Raw genomic sequence first — 17,257 nt, 5'->3', positions numbered from 1 at the left:
CAATGGCACAGCCTGCATCGGGGCCGGCACCAGAAGGCCCGTGTTCCACCCCACCGGAGAAGATCCCCTGTCACCCGGTGGACGAAAAGCTCCCCTTCTCGCGGCTCGTCCCCGCCGCACTCCAGCACATCGCCGCCATGTACGCGGGCGTCGTCACCCCTCCGCTCATCATCGGCCAGGCCGTCGGCCTGGACGCGGCCGGGATGACCCGGCTGATCGCGGCGAGCCTGCTCATCGCGGGCCTCGCCACCCTCCTCCAGACCCTCGGCGTCTCCGGCGTCGCCGGGAACCGGCTGCCGTTCGTCAACGCGGCCTCCTCCGCCGGCATCGCGCCGATGCTCGCCATCGCCGAGACCAGCGCGCCCGGCCGGCAACTGCCCGCCATCTACGGCGCGGTGATGGTCGCCGGAGTCTTCTGCCTCGCCGTCGGTCCCTTCTTCGGCCGGCTGCTGCGCTTCTTCCCGCCCCTCGTCACCGGAGTCGTCATCACCCTGATCGGGGTGACCCTGATGCCCGTGCCGGTGAGCTGGGCCCAGGGCGGTGACAAGGACGCCGCCGACTTCGGCGCCATGCGGTACCTCGCGCTCGCCGCCTTCACCCTCGTGGTGATCCTGCTCTTCCAGCGCTTCGGCAAGGGCTTCGTCAAGCAGATCGCCCTGCTGCTGGGCCTCCTCATCGGCACCCTCGCCGCGATCCCCTTCGGGATGGCCGACTTCGCCGGCCTGCGGGAGGCGCCCCTCGCCGCGCTGCCCTCGCCCTTCGCCTTCGGCGCCCCCGAGTTCCAGCCCGCCGCGATCCTCTCCCTGTGCATCGTGATGCTGGTGCTGATGACCGAGTCCAGCGCCGGCATGCTCGCCCTCGGCGAGATCTGCGAGCGCCGCACCGACGGCAGGACCATCACCCGTGGCCTCCGCACGGACGGCATCGCCACCCTGGTCGGCCCCGTCTTCGGCGGCTTCCCCACCTCGGCCTTCGCCCAGAACGTCGGCGTCGTCTCCCTCACCCGGGTGCGCAGCCGGTACGTCGTCGCGGTCGCCGGCGGCGTGCTCCTGGTGCTCGGGGTCTTCCCGGCGCTCGGAGCGGTCGTCTCCCTCGTCCCGATGCCCGTCCTGGGCGGCGCCGGTATCGTTCTGTTCGGCTCGATCGCGGTCAGCGGCATCCGTACGCTCTCCGAGGCGGGCCTCGACGACAGCTCCAACATCATCCTGGTGGCCGTCGCCCTCGGAGCGGGCATCATCCCGCTCGCCGCTCCCACCTTCTACGCGGAGTTCCCGGCCTGGGCACAGACCGTGCTCGGCTCCGGCATCAGCGCCGGAGCACTCGTGGCGGTCCTGCTCAACCTGTTCTTCCACCATCTCGGCACCCGGAGCCGTCACACGGTCCCGGCACTCAAATCCTCCTAGGGTCCTGCCGTGCCCTCCCCCACGGACTCCGTCCAGGGGAACCCGAAGCCACCACCGAAAGAAGAAGGAAGCACCATGGCACCTTCGGCAGCCCAGAGCGCCCCCCGGCGCATCGTGATCGAGAACTGCGCGATCGCGACCGTCGACGCCGACGACACCGAGTACGCCTCGGGTCACCTGGTCATCGCGGACAACAGGATCGAGTCCATCGGAGCGGGCAAGGCCCCCGAGGGCCTGGACGGTGTCGTACGGCGCATCGACGCCACCGGCCACCTCGTCACCCCCGGCCTGGTCAACACGCACCACCACTTCTACCAGTGGATCACCCGGGGCCTGGCCACCGACCACAACCTCTTCAACTGGCTCGTCGCCCTCTACCCGACCTGGGCGCGCATCGACGAGCGGATGGGCTACACGGCGGCCCAGGGCTCCCTCGCCATGATGGCCCGTGGCGGTGTCACCACCGCCATGGACCACCACTACGTCTACCCGAAGGGCTCCGGCGACCTGTCCGGCGCCATCATCAGGGCCGCGTCCGAGATGGGTGTCCGCTTCACCCTGGCCCGCGGCTCCATGGACCGCAGCGAGAAGGACGGCGGCCTGCCGCCGGACTTCGCCGTCGAGACCCTCGACGGCGCCCTCGCCGCCACCGAGGAGACCGTCAAGAAGCACCACGACGCCTCCTTCGACGCCATGACCCAGGTCGCCGTGGCGCCCTGCTCCCCGTTCTCCGTCTCCACCGAACTGCTCAAGCAGGGCGCCGAACTGGCCCGCCGCCTCGGGGTGCGCCTGCACACGCACGGCTCGGAGACCGTGGAGGAGGAGCAGTTCTGCAAGGAACTGTTCGGCATGGGCCCGACCGACTACTTCGAGTCGACCGGCTGGCTCGGCGAGGACGTGTGGATGGCGCACTGCGTCCACATGAACGACTCCGACATCGAGGCCTTCGCCCGTACCAGGACCGGCGTCGCGCACTGCCCGTCGTCCAACGCCCGCCTCGCCGCCGGCATCGCCCGCGTCCCCGACATGCTCAAGGCGGGCGTCCCCGTCGGCCTGGGCGTCGACGGCACCGCCTCCAACGAGTCCGGTGAGCTCCACACCGAGCTGCGCAACGCCCTGCTGATCAACCGCCTCAACCGCGAGCACCGCGAGGCCGCCCTCAACGCCCGCCAGGCCCTGCGCCTCGGGACCTACGGCGGCGCCCAGGTCCTCGGCCGCGCCGGGCAGATCGGCTCCCTGGAGCCGGGCAAGCTCGCCGACCTGGTGCTGTGGAAGCTGGACACGCTCGCCCACGCCTCCATCGCCGACCCGGTGACCGCCCTCGTCTTCGGCGCGGCGGCCCCGGTCACGGCCTCGTTCGTCAACGGCAAGCAGATCGTCGAGGACAACCGCCTGCTGACGGTCGACGAGGACGCCATCGCCCGTACCACCCGGGAAGAGGCCCAGCGCCTCGCCCGGATCGCCGCCCAGGGCTGACCCCCGGGCCACATCGCCGGCCGCGCACGCCGCGGCCGGGCGATCCACGAAGTCCGGTCGAGGGGGACGGCCCTCGACCGGTCGCCGCGGACCCGAGCGGGGCCCGCGGCAGCCGGACCGGGGGGCGCCGTACCGCAAGGAGGTACCGCGCCCCCCGGAACGGTGAAGGATGTCGGCACCCCCACCCTGACGACACACCCCCCGGGCGCAACACCTGCAACACCTCCATGAAACCCACGTCCCCGAGCACGTGTAACCGACCGGAGGAACCCACGTGGCCGCCAAGCCCAGGTTTCGCAACGACGCAGATGCCACCGACGCCACCGACGTCGCCGACGCAGGAGCCGCGCCCGACGACCGTAAGCACCCGGTCGACGAGAAGCTCCCGCCCTTCAAGATGTTCACCAGCGGCCTCCAGCACGTGGCCGCCATGTACGCGGGCGTCGTGGCCCCGCCGCTCATCGTCGGCGCGGCCGTGGGGCTGTCCGGCACCGAACTGACCTTCCTCACCGGGGCCAGCCTGTTCACCGCGGGGCTCGCCACCTTCCTCCAGACCCTCGGCGTCTGGAAGATCGGCGCCAGGCTGCCGTTCGTCAACGGCGTCACCTTCGCCGGGGTCGCCCCCATGCTCGCCATCGTCGACACCACTGACGACAAGGCCGACGCCCTGCCGGTCATCTTCGGCGCGATCATCGTCGCCGGTCTGCTGGGCTTCATCGCCGCCCCCTACTTCAGCAAACTGGTCCGCTTCTTCCCGCCCGTCGTCACCGGCACCGTCATCACCCTGATCGGCGTCTCCCTCCTGCCCGTCGCCTTCGGATGGGCCCAGGGGCCGAACCCCGCCGCCGACGACTACGGCTCGACCACCTACCTCACCCTGGCCGCGATCACGCTGGTCCTGGTCCTGGTGCTGCGGCGGTTCACCCGGGGCTTCGTCAAGCAGATCGCCGTCCTCATAGGCCTGGTGCTGGGCACCCTCGTCGCCGTACCGTTCGGCGTCACCGACTTCAGCCCGGTCACCGAGGCGGACGTGGTCGGCTTCCCGGCGCCGTTCCACTTCGGCGCCCCGCAGTTCGCCCTCGCCGCGATCGTCTCGATGTGCGTGGTGATGCTGGTGTCGATGACCGAGTCGACCGCCGACATGCTGGCGCTCGGCGAGATCGTCGAGCGGCCGGCCGACGAAAGGACCATCGCGGCGGGACTCCGCGCCGACACCCTCGGCTCGGCCCTCAGCCCCCTCTTCAACGGCTTCATGTGCAGCGCCTTCGCCCAGAACATCGGGCTGGTCGCCATGACCAGGATCCGCAGCCGGTTCGTGGTCGCCTGCGGCGGCGGGTTCCTGGTCCTGATGGGCCTCTCCCCGGTCGCCGCCTCGCTGATCTCGGTGGTGCCCCGCCCGGTCCTGGGCGGCGCGGGCGTCGTGCTCTTCGGGTCGGTCGCGGCCAGCGGCATCCAGACCCTGGTCAAGGCCGGCCTGGAGAAGGACAACAACGTCCTGATCGTCGCCGTCTCGCTGGCCGTCGGCATCATCCCGATCACGGCGCCGGAGTTCTACCACGCCTTCCCGGAGACCGCGAAGATCATCCTGGACTCCGGCATCTCCACCGGCTGTGTCGCCGCCGTCCTGCTCAACCTGGTCTTCAACCACCTGGGCAACGGCGGACGCGACGCCGACGAGGTCACCGCCCCCATGGAACCGGGCGAGGAGATCTCCGGGACCAGGGCCACCAAGGCGGCCCCGGCCCACTGACGGACCGGACCCGCCGGGGGCGGGCGCGTGCGGCACGCCCGGTGCCGTACGCGCCCGCTCTCCTTTCAGGCCCCCGGCCACGCCATCAGATTGCTGAACAGCTCGGCCTGTTCGATCGCGTCGTCCAGCGCGTGGTGGCTGTGCGGGCGACGGGACAGCAGCTCAGGCGGCATCGTCCCCTTGGCGACCGCCCGCAGCGGCACCCGCGCCTTGGTCGCGTACAGCGTCTTCATGTCCATGCAGCCCGAGTGCCCGAACGGGCTCTCACCCGTGTACCGGATCAGGTACCAGTACAGGAACGTCCAGTCGTACGAAGCCGGATAGCCGCACATCACCGGCTGGGCGCCCGCGCTCACCTCACGGACCCAGGCGGACAGCTCGCCCATCACCACGGCGGGCTCGCTGCCCTCCACCGCCAGCCGGTCCCGGTCGAGCCCGCTCACCGCGAGCGCCTCCGGGACGAACGCCTCGCCCACCGGCCGCAGTTCGCGATAGAACGTGTCGGCCTCCGGGTCTGCCGCCGTGTACCCGTCCGCGTCCTGGCGCCCGGCCACCGCCGCGCCGACGCTGAGCATCGAGTACGGCCCGGGAATGGGCCCGTCCGCCTCGACGTCGACGGAGATGTACAGGCTGGGGCGAACACGGCGCGTCATGGGCCGCGAGCATGACACACCGGGCCGTCCGGGTCACCCGGCTTTTCCCCCGTCACGCCCCCGGCCGCCAGTCGGGGCGGCGGCCCGCGAGGCCGACCACGCGGTCGAGCAGCGGCGCACCCTCGGGTACCGGTACGGGCGGGCCGAACGGGCCCCGCTGCTCCGGGTCGTCGGCGGTGGGGGCCAGCAGGGCGTACGACGCCGCCAGGGAGGTCTCGTCCGGCGCGTACTCCTGGCCGGTCGCCCGCGCCAGGTCCCACCCGTGCAGCAGCACCTCGTTCAGCGCGACCAGCCCGGCCACCTCGCCCGGCAGGGTGACACCCCCGGCCCGGGTGGTGCCCTGCCACGCCGCCGGGTCCCGCCAGGCGGCCGCGAGCTCGTCCAGCCGGCGGGGGAGCGCGGCCCGCCAGTCCTCGGCGAGCGGCGGCAGCCCCGCCCGCGGGTCCGTGTCCGTGGTGGGCCCGAGGTCCTTCCGCCCGGCGTCCCGGAACGCGACCGCCAGTCCCAGCAGGTGGGCCAGCAGGTCCCGTACCGCGTACTCGGGGCAGGGCGTCCGGTCGCCGAGCCGGTCGTCACCGATCCCGTCCAGCAGCCGGGCCACACCGCGGGTCGCGGGTCCCAGATCGAGCATGCGCTCCTCCGTGTGTACGTCCATGGGGGGCAGACCGCCGGCGGCCCGGAAACTCATCGTGCCCCCTCACTTCCGCCGCCGCGCGCACTCGTCGGCCAGCCGCGGGTACGCCCGCGCGATCGCCCCGTACACCCGCTCGCGCAGCAGCCGCTCGGCCTCCGCCCGCCCGGTCGCCCCGTACAGCCCGTCCAGCAGCGCGTCGTACCGGCGCAGGGTGTACCGCAGGTAGTCCACCTGCCACCGCACCAGCGCCCCCGCCCTCGGCGCCTCCGGGCCCGGCGCCCCCGCCCTCGGCGCCCCCGGGCTCGGCGCCCCCGGGCCCGGCGCCTCCTGGCCCGGTGCCTCCGCCCCCGGGCGGCCGGCCCCCACCGGGCGGCCGGCCCCCGGACCTCCCGCGCCCGCACCCGCGCTCCCCGGCCCGCCGCCCCCGCCCGCACCGGCACCCGAGCCCCCGCCCGCACCGGCGCCCGTCGACCGCCGGTGCCGGACCGCGCGACGCTCCAGCTCCGCCTCCGGCAGCAGCGGCACCCGGATCGGCTCCGCCCGGATCGCCGCCAGCACGGCCGCCCGCCGCCGCTCCGCCCCGGCCCGCACGGCCGCCGGGCTGCGCCCCGCCGAGGCGGAGCACGCCGCGAACTCCGGTGTCCGCTCCACCGCCTCCACCCTGGCCAGCAGGTACAGCCGGACCGGCGCCACTGACCACCGCCGCGGGTCCCGCCCCTGCACGTCCGGCTCACCCAGCAACTGCCGCACCATCGCGTCGGTCCACCCGCGCTGCCGCAGCCCGGTCGGCGTCAGGTACGTCAAACGCTCCGTCATGATCCCCCCAGCACTCGTCACGGAGAGTGATGGAACCAGTGAAGCGCACCCCACTGACAACGGCGCCCCGCCCCGGCGTCCCCTGATCGGGCTACCCGCCCGGGCGCGAGCCGCGCCGACCCCCGCGCACCCCGGGCGCGGCCCATACGCTCCCCGAGTGACCGTGATCCGTACCCCCGCCCCCAACACCGGACTCGACACCTTCCTGGCCTGGGCCGGCAAGGAACGCGAGGCCCGCGGGAAGGCCCCCCTCCCCGTGCGTACCGCGGACGCCGTCCTGACCCTGTTCGCCCTGCACGGGGCCGACCGCCGGACCGGGGTGCCCGAGCCGACCGCGCGGCTGCTGGGCCCGGTGCTCCACGAGGACCTGCCGGTACTGCTGTGGGGCTCCCCGCCGGAGGCCGACGCCGTGCCCGAGGTCGTCGCCGCGCTCGCCGACCTCGCGCGGGCGTCCGGCCGCCTGAACGCCAAGCGGCACGCCCGGCTGCTCGCCGCGCTCGACGAGGCGGTGCCGGAACACCGCCGGGCCATGGCCGACCCGTGGAACCTGACCTGGCCGCGCTGGTACGCCTCCCTGCTGCGCTCCGACGGCGTCGACGCCGACGACCCCGGCGCCGTACGGGCCTGGCTCGCCGCCCACGAGAACACCCCGCGCGCCGAGCGCCCCGCCCTCCCGGCGCCGCTGCACCGCTCCGACGTCGCCGCCCGCACCTTCGCCGTCCGGGCGCGGCTGGACGAGCTGCTGCTGGCCGCCTCCGCCCGGGACGCCGAGGCCCCCTCGCCGGCCGGCCCCCTGCTGCCCGTCCCGCCACGGCCCGCCGGCCGCCCGGACGAGGACGTGCCCGCCGGGCTGGAGCGGCTCGCCGACGAGCTCGTCGACCGCTGGACGGCCGCCGGCCTGGCCGCCGCGCTCGCCGAGCCGGACGGCCCGCACGCCTCCCTCGCGCCCGGACCGGAGTCGATCCCGCACTTCGCCCTCGCGGACCGGCTGCTCGGCGAACACCTGGACTACTACGGCGACGCCGCACGTCCCCTCCCCCCGCCGCCCGCACTGCCCGCCCCCGAGGCGATCAAGGAACTGCTGCACGCCGCCCCGCTCCCCGCCGCCCTCGCCGCGGGCTCCGCGGACGTCCCGCCCGAACTGGCCGAACGCTGCTTCCCCGGCCCGGCGGCCGCCGTCTGGGCCGACGGGACGCCGGCCGAACTCACCGAACTCGCCGCGGACGTCCTGGCGGCGGTCGTCGACAGCATCGGCTCCACCTCCGCATCGGAGTACGCGCAGGACGCCGCCCACCTGCTCTACGCGCTGTACGAGCGGGGCGGCACGGCCGACTCCGTCGTCCGCAAGGCGGCCGAGAGCGGAGGCCTGCCGGTCGACCCGGACCTGGAGGACGCGCCCGTACCGCTACCGGAGGACACCTCGTACCGGCCGTACGCCATGCCGTCCCCGGACCGGCTCCCCGCCCTCCTGGGCATGCCCTCCCTCACCGAGGAGGACCGGGCCGGACTGGAGACGCACGCCCACGCCCTGGCGGAGGTCGTCGACCGGCTGGCCGCGACGGGCTGCGTCTTCCGCGCGGGCGACGCGTACGGCCTCACCCCGCTCGGCCGTGCCGTGCTCCGCCACGTCCTGACCGCCGGTCATGTCGCGGCCCCCGGGGACGAGGAGGTCTCCGAGTGGGAGGCCGCCGAGGTCGTCACCGCCGTCCAGAGCTGGCCCGCCGACACCGCCGCCGGCACCCTGACCCGGTGGACGGCCGGCCGGGGCGTCGCCGCCTGGAGCGAGCTCCTCGACGCCGCGGGCGCGGCCAAGGCCGCCGACTTCCAGGGGCTCGACACCGCCGCGCTCCTCGCCCGTCTCGACCTGGCCTCCGTACCGGCCGAGGCCCTGCGGGCCGCCCTCACCCACCCGGCCGTCGGCGCCCACGCCCACCGGCTGCTGACGACCCGGGGCGAGGCCACCCCCGCCGACGCCGACCGGGTCCCCGAGAGCGCCCGCGCGGTCCTCACCCTGGAGACGCTGGAGGAGCTCCGGGCCCGGGACCGGCGCACGACCGCCGAGCACGGGGACGCGGGCGTCCCGGCGCTCCCCGGCGCCTTCGACGCCGCCTCCTCGGCCTGGCCCGGCGGCGCGCCCGCTCTGGTCCGGGCCCTGACCGGGACCGACCGTGCCACCGCCCTGCGGGTCCTCCAGTCCCTCGCCGGCCACCACCCGGACCCGGGGACGGCGGCCCTCGCCTCACGGGCCGCGCGGGCCGCGGCGAAAGGGGCCGCACGGACGGCCCCGCGGGGATCCTCCGGAAACCGCCTCCGCCGGAACCGCACCAGCCGGGATCGTCCCCACTCTTGAAGCGTCCCCTCCCGGTGTGCCATACAGGTCTGGACCAATTCCCAGCCGTCCGTGTGGAGGCCGATCGTGCACCGTCCCCCGACCGCCGCCGCGTTGAGCGTGACCGCCGCCCTCCTGCTCACCGCGTGCGGCGGCCCGGACGCGGACCGGGCCAAGGACACCGCGCGCCCCACGACCCCCACCGGGGTGACCGCCCAGGCCGGCAGCGCCACGTCCGCGCACGTCATGTGGGAGCGCTCGACGGACGACACGGCGGTCACCGGGTACGAGGTGCTCCACGACGGGCGGCGGGTCGCGTCGGTGCCGGCCGCCCGGAACATGGTCGACGTCGAGCGGCTCGCCCCCTCGACCGCGTACCGCTTCACGGTCCGCGCCAGGGACGCCGCCGGCAACCTGTCCGCGCCCAGCGCCGCCGTGTCCGTCACCACACCCCCGTCCGTGCCGGACGACCGCACCCCGCCCACCCGCCCGCCGGCCCTCCGCGGCATGGTGGAGGGCACCGGGGCGGTCACCCTCACCTGGGGGCGGGCCGCCGACGCGGCGGGCGTCACCGCCTACGACGTCTACCAGGCCGACTCCCGCGTCCACAGCGTCCCGGGCAGGGCCACCACCGCCCGGGTCACCCACCTCCGGCCGGGCACGGTCTACACCTTCACGGTCCGCGCCCGGGACGCGGCGGACAACTCCTCGCCCGACAGCCCCTCCGTGGACCTCACCACCGCCCCGGCCGCCGGCTCCGGCCCCAGCACCGCCCCCACCGGCCTGACCGCCACGGCCCGCCCGGGCGGCGTAGCCCTGTCCTGGACCCCGCCCGCCACCGGCGCCCCCGTGAAGGAGCACCAGCTTTTCCTCGACGGCGCCCTCGCCACCACCATCGTCTGGGGTGCCCAGCCACCTCCCGGCCCGGTGCACTACACCTTCACCGTCACCGACCGCCCCGGCACCCGCTACACCGTCAAGCTCCGCGCCAGGCTCCCGGACGGCACCTGGGGCGACTTCTCCGCCCAGCGCACCGTGGTGACCCGCTGAGACGCCCCCGCCCCCGGCGCAGTGCGACGCCGGGGGCGGGGGTGGTCCGCGGGGAGGGTGCGGGGCGGGTCAGCCGACGAGCTGCTCGTACGCGGGGAGGGTGAGGAAGTCCGCGTAGTCGGCGTCCAGCGAGACCTTCAGGAGCAGGTCGTGGGCCTGCTGCCACCGGCCGGCGGCGAAGGCCTCCTCGCCGATCTCGGCGCGGATGGCGGCCAGTTCACGGGCCGCGACCTCGCGGGCCAGCTCCGGGGTGGCCCGCTCGCCGTTCTCGAAGACGACACCGGCGTTGATCCACTGCCAGATCTGCGAGCGGGAGATCTCGGCGGTGGCCGCGTCCTCCATCAGGTTGAAGATGGCGACGGCGCCGAGGCCGCGCAGCCAGGCCTCGATGTAGCGGATGCCGACCTGGACGGCGTTGCGGAGACCCTCGTACGTCGGCTCGGCGTCGAGCGAGTCGATGGCGATCAGGTCGCCGGGGGCCACCGAGACGTCCTCGCGGAGGCGGTCCTTCTGGTTCGGCTTGTCGCCCAGCACGGCGTCGAAGGAGGCCATCGCGATCGGGACCAGGTCGGGATGGGCGACCCAGGAGCCGTCGAAGCCGTCGTTCGCCTCGCGGTCCTTGTCCGCCTTGACCTTCTCGAAGGCGACCTTGTTGACCTCGGCGTCCTTGCGAGACGGGATGAAGGCCGCCATGCCGCCGATCGCGTGGGCGCCGCGCTTGTGGCAGGTGCGCACCAGCAGTTCGGTGTACGCGCGCATGAACGGCGCCGTCATCGTGACCGCGTTGCGGTCCGGGAGGACGAACTTGCGGCCGCCGTCGCGGAAGTTCTTGACGATGGAGAAGAGGTAGTCCCAGCGGCCGGCGTTCAGGCCCGAGGCGTGGTCGCGCAGCTCGTAGAGGATCTCCTCCATCTCGTACGCGGCGGTGATCGTCTCGATCAGGACGGTCGCGCGGACGGTGCCCTGCGGGATGCCGACGTAGTCCTGGGCGAAGACGAAGATGTCGTTCCAGAGGCGGGCCTCCAGGTGCGACTCCGTCTTCGGGAGGTAGAAGTACGGGCCCTTGCCGAGGTCGATGAGGCGCCGCGCGTTGTGGAAGAAGTACAGGCCGAAGTCGACCAGGGCGCCGGGGACCGGGCGGCCGTCGAAGCGCAGGTGGCGCTCCTCCAGGTGCCAGCCGCGCGGGCGCATGACGACGGTGGCGAGCTGGTCGGCGGGCTTGAGGGCGTACGACTTGCCGGTGCGCGGGTCGGTGAAGTCGATCTTCCGCTCGTACGCGTCGATCAGGTTGAGCTGGCCGAGGACGACGTTCTCCCAGGTGGGGGCGGACGCGTCTTCGAAGTCTGCGAGCCAGATCCTGGCGCCCGAGTTGAGGGCGTTGATGGTCATCTTCCGGTCGGTCGGACCGGTGATCTCCACGCGGCGGTCGTTCAGCGCGGCCGGAGCCGGCGCGACCTTCCAGCCGTCGTCCTCGCGGAGCTGTGCGGTCTCCGGGAGGAAGTCGAGCGTGCTGGTGCGGGCGATCTCGGCACGGCGCTCGGCGCGGCGGGCGAGGAGTTCGTCACGTCGCGGCGTGAAGCGCCGGTGCAGTTCGGCCACGAAGGCCAGGGCCGCGTCGGTGAGGACCTCGTCCTGCCGGGGCAGGGGCTCGGCTTCGACGATGGCCAGCGGGGACGGCGCTGGTGCGGACATGAGCTGTCACTTCCTTCAGCGGGGACTGTGGCACGGCGCCGTGCAGCGGCCGCCGGGCGTACGCGCGCGGCACTGAGTGCCGCGGGAGCCGAGATACGGTCACGGGCGCCTTCTGACGATCGGGTGCTTCTGAACAGTGGATACTAGTTTCCTCATGGTGGAAGTTCAATGGTTTGTTGATGTCGAGATTCTCCGGGTCGACAGAACATGGCGCTCGGTGCCACGCCGTTCACTCCAGGTGCGCCAGGTCCTCCGGCCGGTCGATGTCGTACGCCTCGGCCACGTCCCCGCACTCGACGAGGACGATCGCCCCTTCGTGCTCCCTCAGATAGGCGCGTGCCCCCCGGTCGCCCTCCGTACTCCGCGCCACGTCCGCCCAGCGGTCCGCCCCGATCAGCACCGGATGGCCGCGCCTCCCGTCGTACGCGGCGGCCGCCAGCGCGTCGCGCGAGCGGTACGCGGCGGCCACCCGCCGTACCGCCTCCGGCCCGATCCCGGGCTGGTCCACCAGCGCCACGACGACCGCGTCCGCGCCGCTCTCGCCCGCGCCGCCCGCCGGGGCGAGGGACGCCAGGCCCGCGCGCAGCGACGACCCCATGCCCTCCTCCCAGTCCGGGTTGTCCACCAGGACGCACCCCTCCAGCGCGGCCCGCTCGCGGACGGCCCCGGCGGCGGCGCCCAGCACCACGTGCACCACCGCGCAGCCGCCCGCCCGCAGCACGCCCACCGCGTGCTCGACCAGCGGGCGGCCCCGGTGCTCCAGCAGCGCCTTCGGGCGGCCGCCGAGCCGCCGCCCGCCGCCCGCCGCCAGGAGGAGTCCGGCGATCCGTGGTGCGTCTGTCGTCGTATGTCCCATGTGGAGTGCATACCGCATGCGCGGACTCCCGCGCGCGGGTGAAGACGGGGCTCCGCCTTGGATAAGGTGCGGGTCCGGGATCGAAGCGATCCGACGGTGATCCGCGGTGATCAGCAAGGACAGTATGAAGTCCGTTACGGGGGACATGGGTTGATGAGTGGTGGTCCGGCACGCCAGGGAACGGTCTTCCAGCCGCTCGAGGACGACGATCCGCGCTCGGTGGCCGGTTACCGGCTCGCCGCCCGGCTCGGCGCCGGTGGCATGGGCAAGGTGTACCTGTCGTACACCCCGGGCGGCCGGCCGGTCGCCATCAAGGTGATCCGTCCCGACTTCGCCGAAGACGCCGAGTTCCGGCGGCGGTTCGCCCAGGAGGTCCAGGCCGCGCAGCGCGTCCAGGGCCTGTACACGGCGCCCGTCATCGACTCCGACACCGACGCCCGCCAGCCCTGGCTGGCCACCGCGTACGTCCCCGGCCCCTCCCTCGCCGACGCCGTGCAGGCGCACGGCGGGCTGCCCGTCGACACGGTGCTGCTGCTCGTCGCCGGCATCGCCGAGGCCCTCCAGGTCATCCACGGCGCCGGCATCGTGCACCGCGACCTCAAGCCCGCCAACGTCCTGCTCGCCGCGGACGGACCGCGCGTGATCGACTTCGGCATCGCGCGCGCCGCCGACGCCACCTCGCTCACCGGCAGCGGCGTGACCATCGGCACCCCGTCCTTCATGTCCCCCGAGCAGGCGGCCGGCCGCACGGTCACCGCGGCCACCGACATCTTCGCGCTGGGCCAGGTCACCGCGTACGCGGCCCTCGGCAGCCCGGCGTTCGGCGAGGGCACCTCCCACGGCGTGCTGTACCGGATCGTCCACGAGGAGCCGCGGCTCGACGGGCTCCCCGACCGGCTGCGGGAGCTGGTGACCCGCTGCCTGACCAAGGACCCGGCCGGCCGGCCCTCCGTCGCCGACATCCTGACCCTGTGTCAGACGGCCAGCGACCAGACGGCGCTGCGCCGCCCGGAGGAGTGGCTGCCCGGCGCCGTCGCCGCGGACATCACCACCCGCGCCGCCGCGCCCGCCCCGGCGGCGGCCACCACGCCCCCGCCGCCCGCACAGCCCCCGGCCGCCCCGGCCGCCCCGGCGACGCCCCCGCCCTTCCCGGCGCAGGCGCACGGCCAGGCCGCCGCCCACCCCCACGCGCCCGGCCACACGCCGCCCGCCCAGGCACCGGCCGCGTACCCGCAGCAGCCCGCCCCGGCGCCCCACCCCCCGACCGCCCACGCGGCTCCGTCGACCCCGCCGCCCGGCTTCGGCCCGCCGCCCACCCAGAGCGCCGCCCACACCCCGGCGCCCGTCCCCGCGCCCACCCCGCGGTACGGCTACCCGCAGGCGCACGCGACCCCGCCCCCGCACGCGACCCCGCCCCCGCACGCCGGACCGGCCCCGGTCACCGCCTCCGTGCCCACCCCGCAGCCCCGCCGGAAGACCAGGCGGAACCTGCTGCTCGGCCTCACCGCCGCGCTCCTCGTGGCCGCCCTCGCCGGCGGCGGGGTGTACGTCCTGATGTCGGGCGACGACGACAAGGGCGGCAGCCGGGCGCAGGGCGGCGGCCGGACCACGAGCGGCTCCACGCCCGCGCCCGAGGGCTCCGCGGACGGCACCCAGGACCAGAACCAGGGCCAGGACCAGGCCACCGCGTCGCCCGACACGCCCTCCTCCGAGCGGCCCCCGGAGCCGGTCGCCAACCCCGAACCCGCCACCTACCAGGGCATCGACCTCACGGACGGCTACCACCTGACGCTGGCGGACGATCCCGTCAAGCCGCTCGCCGACGACGCCAACGTGGACATCGCCTACAACTGGAACCTGGAGAAGATCCACGTCGAGGACGGCCGCCTCATCCTCCTCCGGGCGGGTCAGAAGGGCGACCTGGAGACCTGCCGCACCGAGACCCGGTACGCCGACCGGGTCGACCTCGACTCCCTGTCCAAGGGGTCCCAGCTCTGCGTCCTGACGAACGGAGGCCACGTCGGCCTCGTCACGTACCAGGGCAAGTCGCCGGAGTCCGACCCCAGTCACTACGTCACGCTCGACGTGACCGTATGGCGGGGCGCGATCGCCCCGGAAGGCACCTCCTGACTTTCGTCGGAGGAGTGGCGCTCCCCGCCCGTGATGGCGTTAAGTACAGGGGCGGGCGCACAACGTAGTGCGGGTGAGGGGCGGGAGAGCTTTTGTTGCGAAGCATCGGACGAAGGCACGCGGCCGACGGCGGCGAGGACCCCAGGGTGACGGAGCTGCGCGCCGCCGTCGCCCGCCTCCGCCGCGAACTCGCCGGCCATCCGGCCGACTTCGCGGACCGGGGCATAGCCGACGACGAACTGGCCGCGCTCGCCGCGATGACCCTCACCGGCGTGCCCGAAGTGCGCCGGCTGCGCCGGTCGTTACTGCTCATCGCGGGCGCGATCGGCTCGGTGAGCGCACTGGGCGCCGCGCTCACCGGCCTGCGCCACGCGGTGGAGCTGTTCGCCGAACAGCCCCGCTAGGGCGTGTGTCGAAATTCCCGTCTGGCCGGGGGCGTCCGGCACGCCCGCTCGCCGCGTTGTCGGTCGTCGGCGCAGCCCGCTGCGCTCTCTCCCCCTGCGCCTGGCGGCGCGGGAGGTGCCCCCACCCTCCGCCTTGCGATCGCACGCACCGGACACCGCGGCCCCCGCCCGCCCGCCGGGCGGACGCCGATACTTTCCGGACACTCCCTAGCGGTACGGGCCGGACAGGAGGGGCGGTCAGCGGCGGATCAGACGGCGGGCCGTCGCCGCCGCCACCGCCGCCGTCCGCGAGTCCACGCCCAGCTTCGCGAACACGTGCACCAGATGGGACTTCACCGTCGCCTGACTGAGGAACAGCCGCTTGCTGATCTGCTGGTTCGACAGCCCCTCGCCGACAAGCTGGAGCACCTCCAGCTCCCGTTTGGTCAGCGCCTCGGCCGGCGTCCGCATCCGGTCCATCAGCCGGTGCGCCACCGCCGGGGCGAGCGCCGACCGGCCGGCCGCGGCCGTCCGGACCGCCGCCGACAGCTCCTCCGGCGGGGCGTCCTTGAGCAGGTAGCCGCTCGCGCCCGCCTCCACGGCCGCCAGGATGTCGGCGTCCGTGTCGTACGTGGTGAGCACCAGCACCCGCGGTCCTCCCGGGCGGGCGGTGATCGCGGCCGTCGCCTCCGAGCCGTGCATGCCGGAGCCGAACTGGAGGTCCATCAGCACCACGTCCACGCCGTGCGCGAGTTCCACCGCGCGCTCCGCGGTGGCGGCCTCGGCGACCACCGTGAAGTCCGGCTCGGTGTCCAGGACGGCGCGCAACCCGGCCCGTACGACGGGATGGTCGTCGGCGAGCAGCAGACGGATGGTCACAGCGGCTGGTCCTCCGTCCGGAGCGTACGCAGCGGAAGGGCCGCCGCGACGGCGGTCCCCTGGCCGGGCGACGACTCGACGGTGAACGTCCCGCCCAGGGACCGTGCGCGCGAGCGCATCGCCCGGAGCCCGAAGCCGCTGCCCGGCGAGGGTGCCGGGGAGCCGGGGTCGAAGCCCTTGCCGTCGTCCACCACGTCCAGGCTGACGGACGCGTCCATGAAGGTCAGGGTGATCTCGACCCGCGCGGCCTCCGCGTGCCGCACGGTGTTGGCCAGCGCCGACTGGGCGATCCGCAGCAGCGCCACCTCGTACGGGGTGGGCAGCGGCACCGGCGTGCCGCTCACCGAGAACCGTGCCCTCGGGCCTGGCCCACCGGTGTCGCACAGCCGCTCCAGCGCCGCCGCCAGCGAACCGCGCTCCAGGTCGGCCGGCGCCAGCGCCCGGACGAACCGCCGCGCCTCCGCGAGGTTGTCCTGGGCGGTCCACCGGGCCCGCTCGATGTGGCCGGCCGCCACCGGGGAGCCGTCCGGCAGGGCCCGCCCGGCGGCCCGCAGCAGCAACTGGATGGACGACAGGCCCTGCGCGAGCGTGTCGTGGATCTCCCGGGCCAGCCGCTCCCGCTCGGCCAGCGTCCCCGCGTGCCGCTCCGCGGCGGCCAGCTCCGCCCGCGTCGAGGTCAGCTCCTCGGCCAGCCTCCGGTGCCGCTCGCTCTCCCGGTACAGCGCCTGGTAGCCCAGGACGGTCGCCACGGCGACGGCCGCGCCCAGCAGCGGGCCGATGACGGCGCCGGGGTTCAGCGGTGCGCCATGGCGTACGTACGACATGATCGCGGCGGCCGCCGTGGCCGCGACGGCCGGCAGGGCCCAGCGGGCGGGCAGCAGGTGCAGGAGCAGGAAGTACAGCGGGAAGGCGAGCCACAGTCCGTCGGGCGTCAGGGCCAGCAGGACCAGCCAGGAGGCGGACAGGGCGCCCAGCCAGACCGCGGCGGCGGTCCGGGACTCCCGCACCGCCCGGAGGGCCGACCCGGCCGCGTACACCCCGCCCGTCGCGACCGCCGCGGCGACGGCGGCCGGGCTGGGGGAGCGCAGCGCGGCCAGCACCAGCAGTCCGGCCACCAGCAGGTGCAGGCAGACGCGCAGGACGCGCAGGGCGGGGGTGAGCGAGCGTGGATCCATGTCGCGTCCAGCGTAGGCGGGCCCGGCGTCC

At 74.6% G+C, this 17,257-nt stretch carries 14 protein-coding genes; 7 read left to right on the top strand and 7 right to left on the bottom strand.

The features are described from left to right. Positions 1-2: 2 nt before the first annotated feature. From ACZ7LK_RS18705 to ACZ7LK_RS18695, 3 genes are all read left to right on the top strand, one after another. Entirely contained in the window at positions 3-1,403 is a 1,401-nt protein-coding gene (locus ACZ7LK_RS18705) for a nucleobase:cation symporter-2 family protein (protein WP_392274134.1), read from the top strand. A gap of 75 nt (positions 1,404-1,478) precedes the next feature. After that, positions 1,479-2,879, top strand: coding sequence for an 8-oxoguanine deaminase (locus ACZ7LK_RS18700; RefSeq protein ID WP_392274133.1), 1,401 nt, complete (start codon positions 1,479-1,481; stop codon positions 2,877-2,879). 274 nt (positions 2,880-3,153) lie between these two features. Next, positions 3,154-4,629 carry a nucleobase:cation symporter-2 family protein gene (locus tag ACZ7LK_RS18695; protein ID WP_469461453.1) on the top strand — a complete coding sequence of 492 codons (1,476 nt, stop codon included), beginning with the start codon at positions 3,154-3,156 and terminating at the stop codon, positions 4,627-4,629. 65 nt (positions 4,630-4,694) lie between these two features. Here ACZ7LK_RS18695 and ACZ7LK_RS18690 read toward each other — a convergent pair whose 3' ends face one another. The 3 genes from ACZ7LK_RS18690 to ACZ7LK_RS18680 all read right to left on the bottom strand — a co-directional run bounded on the left by ACZ7LK_RS18690 (position 4,695) and on the right by ACZ7LK_RS18680 (position 6,732). After that, complete coding sequence (locus ACZ7LK_RS18690; RefSeq protein ID WP_471141941.1) at positions 4,695-5,282, bottom strand: 3'-5' exonuclease; 588 nt, start codon at positions 5,280-5,282, stop codon at positions 4,695-4,697. Positions 5,283-5,334: 52 nt separating this feature from the next. Then, positions 5,335-5,913 carry a TIGR03086 family metal-binding protein gene (locus ACZ7LK_RS18685; protein WP_471141939.1) on the bottom strand — a complete coding sequence of 193 codons (579 nt, stop codon included), beginning with the start codon at positions 5,911-5,913 and terminating at the stop codon, positions 5,335-5,337. 66 nt (positions 5,914-5,979) lie between these two features. After that, the gene (locus tag ACZ7LK_RS18680) at positions 5,980-6,732 is read right to left on the bottom strand and encodes a hypothetical protein (RefSeq protein ID WP_471141937.1); all 753 of its coding nucleotides are present in this window, start codon (positions 6,730-6,732) and stop codon (positions 5,980-5,982) included. A 157-nt stretch (positions 6,733-6,889) separates the two neighbouring features. Here ACZ7LK_RS18680 and ACZ7LK_RS18675 point away from each other — a divergent pair, with 157 nt between their 5' ends. Continuing rightward, a complete protein-coding gene (locus tag ACZ7LK_RS18675) occupies positions 6,890-9,082 on the top strand; it encodes a hypothetical protein (RefSeq protein ID WP_469461460.1) in 2,193 nt (730 codons plus the stop codon). Between the two features lie 66 nt (positions 9,083-9,148). After that, entirely contained in the window at positions 9,149-10,111 is a 963-nt protein-coding gene (locus tag ACZ7LK_RS18670) for a fibronectin type III domain-containing protein (protein WP_469461462.1), read from the top strand. Between the two features lie 69 nt (positions 10,112-10,180). Here ACZ7LK_RS18670 and aceB read toward each other — a convergent pair whose 3' ends face one another. Both aceB and ACZ7LK_RS18660 read right to left on the bottom strand, forming a co-directional pair. Beyond that, positions 10,181-11,803 carry a malate synthase A gene (gene aceB / locus ACZ7LK_RS18665; protein ID WP_469461465.1) on the bottom strand — a complete coding sequence of 541 codons (1,623 nt, stop codon included), beginning with the start codon at positions 11,801-11,803 and terminating at the stop codon, positions 10,181-10,183. A gap of 229 nt (positions 11,804-12,032) precedes the next feature. Further along, complete coding sequence (locus ACZ7LK_RS18660) at positions 12,033-12,659, bottom strand: nucleotidyltransferase family protein (RefSeq protein ID WP_471141933.1); 627 nt, start codon at positions 12,657-12,659, stop codon at positions 12,033-12,035. Between the two features lie 153 nt (positions 12,660-12,812). On the opposite strand from ACZ7LK_RS18660, the gene ACZ7LK_RS18655 reads away from it, so the two are divergent. Beyond that, positions 12,813-14,789 carry a serine/threonine-protein kinase gene (locus tag ACZ7LK_RS18655; protein WP_471141930.1) on the top strand — a complete coding sequence of 659 codons (1,977 nt, stop codon included), beginning with the start codon at positions 12,813-12,815 and terminating at the stop codon, positions 14,787-14,789. Between the two features lie 92 nt (positions 14,790-14,881). Beyond that, positions 14,882-15,193: a DUF5955 family protein gene (locus ACZ7LK_RS18650; RefSeq protein WP_392274123.1), complete on the top strand. Its 312-nt coding sequence runs from the start codon at positions 14,882-14,884 to the stop codon at positions 15,191-15,193. A 237-nt stretch (positions 15,194-15,430) separates the two neighbouring features. Here ACZ7LK_RS18650 and ACZ7LK_RS18645 read toward each other — a convergent pair whose 3' ends face one another. Together ACZ7LK_RS18645 and ACZ7LK_RS18640 are read right to left on the bottom strand one after the other, a co-directional pair. Further along, complete coding sequence (locus ACZ7LK_RS18645) at positions 15,431-16,051, bottom strand: response regulator (RefSeq protein WP_471141927.1); 621 nt, start codon at positions 16,049-16,051, stop codon at positions 15,431-15,433. Then, positions 16,048-17,226, bottom strand: coding sequence for a sensor histidine kinase (locus ACZ7LK_RS18640; protein WP_392274121.1), 1,179 nt, complete (start codon positions 17,224-17,226; stop codon positions 16,048-16,050). Before ACZ7LK_RS18640 ends, ACZ7LK_RS18645 begins: the two co-directional genes overlap by 4 nt. Between the last annotated feature and the right edge of the window lie 31 nt (positions 17,227-17,257).

This window comes from Streptomyces sp. NPDC039423, from assembly GCF_055598725.1.
Note: the sequence above shows the minus strand (reverse complement) of the source record. Positions and strands in the feature narration are given on the sequence as shown.

Coding starts and splice junctions, on each gene's coding strand:
- ACZ7LK_RS18705 (WP_392274134.1), top strand. CDS start 3: ATGGCACAGCCTGCATCGGGGCCGGCACCAGAAGGCCCGTGTTCCACC.
- ACZ7LK_RS18700 (WP_392274133.1), top strand. CDS start 1,479: ATGGCACCTTCGGCAGCCCAGAGCGCCCCCCGGCGCATCGTGATCGAG.
- ACZ7LK_RS18690 (WP_471141941.1), bottom strand. CDS start 5,282: ATGACGCGCCGTGTTCGCCCCAGCCTGTACATCTCCGTCGACGTCGAG.
- ACZ7LK_RS18685 (WP_471141939.1), bottom strand. CDS start 5,913: ATGCTCGATCTGGGACCCGCGACCCGCGGTGTGGCCCGGCTGCTGGAC.
- ACZ7LK_RS18680 (WP_471141937.1), bottom strand. CDS start 6,732: ATGACGGAGCGTTTGACGTACCTGACGCCGACCGGGCTGCGGCAGCGC.
- aceB (WP_469461465.1), bottom strand. CDS start 11,803: ATGTCCGCACCAGCGCCGTCCCCGCTGGCCATCGTCGAAGCCGAGCCC.
- ACZ7LK_RS18660 (WP_471141933.1), bottom strand. CDS start 12,659: ATGGGACATACGACGACAGACGCACCACGGATCGCCGGACTCCTCCTG.
- ACZ7LK_RS18655 (WP_471141930.1), top strand. CDS start 12,813: ATGAGTGGTGGTCCGGCACGCCAGGGAACGGTCTTCCAGCCGCTCGAG.
- ACZ7LK_RS18640 (WP_392274121.1), bottom strand. CDS start 17,226: ATGGATCCACGCTCGCTCACCCCCGCCCTGCGCGTCCTGCGCGTCTGC.